6 protein-coding genes are annotated in these 4441 nt (G+C 35.4%); 3 read left to right on the forward strand and 3 right to left on the reverse strand.

Annotated elements, in window-relative coordinates; translation table 11 throughout:
- Nucleotides 1–264 precede the first annotated feature (264 nt).
- Nucleotides 265–1203, forward strand: coding sequence for a hypothetical protein (locus tag D0T49_RS12695; RefSeq protein ID WP_163632263.1), 939 nt, complete (start codon nucleotides 265–267; stop codon nucleotides 1201–1203).
- Between the two features lie 32 nt (nucleotides 1204–1235).
- Here the strand turns inward: D0T49_RS12695 and D0T49_RS12700 are convergent, their stop codons facing one another.
- The 3 genes from D0T49_RS12700 to D0T49_RS13095 all read right to left on the reverse strand — a co-directional run bounded on the left by D0T49_RS12700 (nucleotide 1236) and on the right by D0T49_RS13095 (nucleotide 3318).
- Nucleotides 1236–1745 carry a hypothetical protein gene (locus tag D0T49_RS12700; RefSeq protein ID WP_163632267.1) on the reverse strand — a complete coding sequence of 170 codons (510 nt, stop codon included), beginning with the start codon at nucleotides 1743–1745 and terminating at the stop codon, nucleotides 1236–1238.
- 13 nt (nucleotides 1746–1758) lie between these two features.
- Nucleotides 1759–2790: an RES domain-containing protein gene (locus D0T49_RS12705; protein ID WP_163632270.1), complete on the reverse strand. Its 1032-nt coding sequence runs from the start codon at nucleotides 2788–2790 to the stop codon at nucleotides 1759–1761.
- 108 nt (nucleotides 2791–2898) lie between these two features.
- Nucleotides 2899–3318 (reverse strand): hypothetical protein, encoded by a 420-nt coding sequence (locus tag D0T49_RS13095; protein WP_239057076.1) that lies wholly within the window; start codon nucleotides 3316–3318, stop codon nucleotides 2899–2901.
- Nucleotides 3319–3803: 485 nt separating this feature from the next.
- On the opposite strand from D0T49_RS13095, the gene D0T49_RS12990 reads away from it, so the two are divergent.
- Nucleotides 3804–4031, forward strand: coding sequence for a hypothetical protein (locus D0T49_RS12990; protein ID WP_370519677.1), 228 nt, complete (start codon nucleotides 3804–3806; stop codon nucleotides 4029–4031).
- A 69-nt stretch (nucleotides 4032–4100) separates the two neighbouring features.
- Entirely contained in the window at nucleotides 4101–4373 is a 273-nt protein-coding gene (locus D0T49_RS12995; RefSeq protein WP_203583485.1) for a hypothetical protein, read from the forward strand.
- Nucleotides 4374–4441 lie beyond the last annotated feature (68 nt).

The following is a 4441-nucleotide window of genomic DNA, read 5'->3' on the forward strand; positions in this document are numbered from 1 at the left end:
CCTGTAGCAAAAAACTCTCATTCCCTTAGGTCTATATATCTAGCAAAACTACAATAAATAGACCCTATTGTATTAGTCTGTACAAATGTAAGAGTAACAAAAAGCCATATTGGTTAAAACCAAAAATAATATTTTAGATTTTGATTTTGGTTTAACTCACTATCTTAGTCATATTGAGTTGAATAATTTCATATGATAATCATACGGTATACGTATGATTGTCGTATTTTTGCAGTTGTATTTTTATCAATTTATAAAATATTTATGGGACATCTACTTCAAAAAAAGAATGGGGCTGTTTTTTTTGTCGATATACTTGGTTTCGCTGCGCTAACTCAAAACAAGATTGATCTTGATGATAAAGATTATGCTGCATGGAATATACCTGGTCACTTAGGCAAACATGATAATCAATTGTTAGCTGCCACAATACTTGTTGAATTTCGTAAAATTCTACTCGATTTTCAAGCATCTTTCCCAAGTGTAACAATAGCGCAACTTTCTGATTGCGCATTCGTTTGGTCAGAGAATATACGGGATGTGATTATCGTTGCATGTAATTTAATGAGGAAATGTGTAAAAGAGGGTATTCTTTGCAGAGGAGGGTTATCATGCGGAGAAATAATAGAAACTTCCCAAAATAACAATATAGGGCGACTTATTTTGGGAGAAGCAGTAAGTAATGCAGCCAGACTTGAACAGTGCGGAGCAAAAGGTATGAGGATAATGATGAATGATGAAGTTCCCAGAGCTTTACATGATTACGATGAAAAGTTTTATAATCGTATGGAAGTGCTATTTCAGCCATTTGAAAATCCTCTGGACTACAAAATTTATGATGAATTAAAGTGGTATTATATTCCTGACATGAATGAGAATATGCCAGAGTTACGAAATGTCGATAAAAATTATATGATTGATGCTACATGTGAGAGAATTAAGCTGGCAGGACACTTACGTTTGCATCCAAAATTTTCATGGAACGCAAAAAATAGTGAAGGACAGAATCAACTTATTTCATCAATCAGATTTATTGCCGCAAACGAAAAAACTATATTCAATATCCATCATTGGTTCGATTGGAGTAATCTTGTTGAAAAAAGAAGTGACGCTACATTCAAAAAAATGATAGCACGAGTTGATCGGGAATCCCAACAAGCTATGCTGCATGAAAAAACAATATATTTCCCCGAACCGGAATAAAATGTTTTAGTTTACATGTAAGAATTTCAGTTTCAATATTCAAGATAGTCAACTTCATCATCTTGTGAAACATCAGCTATAAACGAACTTAAATCACCGAAATCCATAGCTGCTCGAAGTGCGTGATTTACAGTGGCATTTTCAGTCTGAGAACACCAAATGCGATCAACTTTGTCTTCTCCGTTATAACTATCCATTATGTGGCAACTATTACATGGATGTAATACATTTAATATAAGTAAATTATTTGTTCTGATTTGATTGCATATATCTAAAATTTCACGCCATAGTATTAAATTTATTCTTTGATCGTCTTTCACTACTCCCGATATTTTAAAGTCTTGGCTTACATAACCATGTGAAAGAATGGTTAAACACATGTCATTTTCATTTGTATTTAAACCTTGCAAAATATGAAGAAAAGAATCTTTAGTTTCTGCTGATAACCTGCAAGGTTTATGTCTATTAAAAAATGAAACTCCTGTTTTATTTACATATTCTTTATCTTCGTCAGTTAGATAATCCAAAATAACATGTTTCATACAGCTGTCTATTCTATAAATTAATTTTAATCCCACTATTTGGAGATAAATCCATAAGCATATCCTTCTTACCCATCAGATTGGGTATCCGTTGCTGCTTTGACCCTCCCATTTGCAACATTCTCAAAAGATTAAATGCTTTATCAACATTTTCGTGATACATTATTTTACCATTCGCTAAATCAAATTCATCTGTACCAAATGATGCAATTAGATTATCGGCAGTTGGCTCAGGTTTTGCAGGGTCAAGGTTTTCAAATTCATCTAATATAAATCTGGTTTCTACACCTATAAGCTCGTATTTGTCGAAAATAATATCATTCCTGATAGCCATGTTTTGTCCTGCAACTTTTCTTTGTACGCTGGGATAGATAATAGCTTCAATGTTTTTGTCAGAAGCCACAGGGTAAAATAGTTGTTGAGTTGAAGCAAAATCAGCACTAAATATATAATCCCGTGGTCTGTCTCTTGCAACCTCCAAACTAAACGCATCAACAAAGAAATCATCAATGAGATAATATATCTCTTCAAGAATATTAGTTATTTGGGGATCTATAGCTTTCCCTTTGGTAATGAAATTGCAATTTATTTTTACTCCTTTTTTTAATTGGAAGTGTGAGATTGTTATAACATCACCGTTTTGAGGTTTTGTTTCCCAATAAGCAGATGGTAAATCGATTGCACAATATAATACTTGTTCTCCAGGTTGATTACATCTCCCATATTTACAAAACTCTATAGGTGGTGCTAATAATTGTGAGATATCAGTTAAGTAGCTTACATCTTTCCCTTGTCCTGCAAAAATCCTATTATTATTTGTTATCCTGACTAAACGTTCAGGTAAGGCATTTGGCTCTTTAAAAGGGAATATATTAAAGAACCTATGGACATCCTTTTTCAGATTCTCAAATTCTTCGTCTGTCAGGTCTTGTACTTTACCAAATAAAGACCTATAGTAATCAAGCTTCTTCTTTACCTCTCCCGGTGGATTTAATTTTAATACGGGGTCTGTATTCCTCTCGTTTGCGGCAATCTTATCAATCATAATTCATTTTTAGACCATTAGATTGCAAAGATACCCATAAAAAAACACCTGACAAAAATTGCTTGACAGATGTTTCTCAATAAGTTATAAACTATCGTTTATTCAGTTCTATTTCTTTCCAGAAACCAGCGTTTTCTCCAAACCGTTCCAAATATTCCCTGCAACATCCTGTGCCGTAGTCGGCTTTTCTGATTTGGCATTTTTGCCGTCGCTATGTGTGTTTATATGAGTTTTAATGCTGTCTGTTGTGGAAAAAATATAGAGTTCGCCACAATGCAACAGCACCTCAACACGAGCCTCAAAAGGAGATATAGACGTTATATCTTTATAAAGTATAACCGTCGTTTTTGTTTCATCCGGCAATTCGGATTTAGGAACATCAGCAGAAGGATGAACGCCCGGCAATTCAATACGGTCGTCTTTTACCTCAATACCATGCAGTCCAATGACTGACTGCAACAGATTTGTAACTTCTGAGCGGGTTAATCCGCCACAACTCTTTTTAGAAACTTCTTCGGATGTACTCATGTTCGTAATCTTAAAATCATTAAACGAAAACAGGCGCAAGAGTTACAAACACATCGGCTTTAGAGGCACAGCCAAGCGCCCGCCCACTGATAGTTCGTAATCTTACGCCCTTTCGATATATGATTTTGCACATATACACGATCAGGCAGAAAGAGAAACTATCATATTCGGGTGAACTTTCGTAATTTGGCTGTTTCCTAAAGCCCCTTATATGCTGTTCTTTCCTACGTTCTGGACACAGGAGTTATATTGTCCCATGTCGGACTACAAAGATACATCTTTTCCCTTTATATATCATATTCCGGGCTTTGTATCTCATCCGACAGGGATGCTTTTAGCCCATTTAAAATCAAAAGGTTTGCGGATAAAAAAGACAATTCAGTAAAAAAGAAACCAAAAGCCGATATGGCGGCGGATTTCTTATTGAATTATCAAGCCATATCCTCTGGTATTTCCTATCTTTACAGGCTGAAAATATCGAATATATGGCTGTAAAAATAGAGAAATGGGTTGTCGCCCAAAAGAAACATAGATTGTCCGACAAACACGTCCAAATGGCTCGTGAGTTAGGACTGAATCCCGACAAACTGGGTAAAATAGACAACCATAAGCAGGAAACTTGGAATGCACCACTGCCACAGTTTATCGAACAGATATATTTCAAACGCTTCAAAAGAGAAGAACCTGTAACAGTCCCCTCCCTGAAAGATTAGATTATTGCTGACGACAAAGCTCGCAAGGAGAAGAAGAAAAAAGAGAAAAATAAACGCTCCCAAAATGGTATGCTGCCCGATGATGACAATAAGGAAACAGAGAACTCTCTAAAGCCGCTTTCCATTTCTGCAAAACTTAAACAGCTAAATGAAAAGCCCAAAGTCAAAGTCAGATTAGAGGGTGGTGAAAGTCCCGAATCCATTCTTTCAAAGGAGGCTCATATCTTTGACGAAGCTTTTGATTTTTACGAAAAAGAAAGTGTTACATTTTCTGAGTTGGGATTTATATTAAAAAAACACACACCAGATATAAACCACGTAGGTATGGCTGTAAGACATTGAAAACTATATAGGCCTATTCAGTAAATAGTTTCAAAATAGCATGAGCAGATAACAGGCTCATGCTCTTT

The sequence above is a fragment of the Paludibacter sp. 221 genome, assembly GCF_010501035.1.
Lineage (GTDB): Bacteria > Bacteroidota > Bacteroidia > Bacteroidales > Paludibacteraceae > QVMH01.

Bases quoted from the DNA above. Each gene is read 5' to 3' on its own strand.
- D0T49_RS12695 (WP_163632263.1), top strand. From the start codon at position 265: ATGGGACATCTACTTCAAAAAAAGAATGGGGCTGTTTTTTTTGTCGAT.
- D0T49_RS12700 (WP_163632267.1), bottom strand. From the start codon at position 1,745: ATGAAACATGTTATTTTGGATTATCTAACTGACGAAGATAAAGAATAT.
- D0T49_RS12705 (WP_163632270.1), bottom strand. From the start codon at position 2,790: ATGATTGATAAGATTGCCGCAAACGAGAGGAATACAGACCCCGTATTA.
- D0T49_RS13095 (WP_239057076.1), bottom strand. From the start codon at position 3,318: ATGAGTACATCCGAAGAAGTTTCTAAAAAGAGTTGTGGCGGATTAACC.
- D0T49_RS12990 (WP_370519677.1), top strand. From the start codon at position 3,804: ATGGCTGTAAAAATAGAGAAATGGGTTGTCGCCCAAAAGAAACATAGA.
- D0T49_RS12995 (WP_203583485.1), top strand. From the start codon at position 4,101: ATGCTGCCCGATGATGACAATAAGGAAACAGAGAACTCTCTAAAGCCG.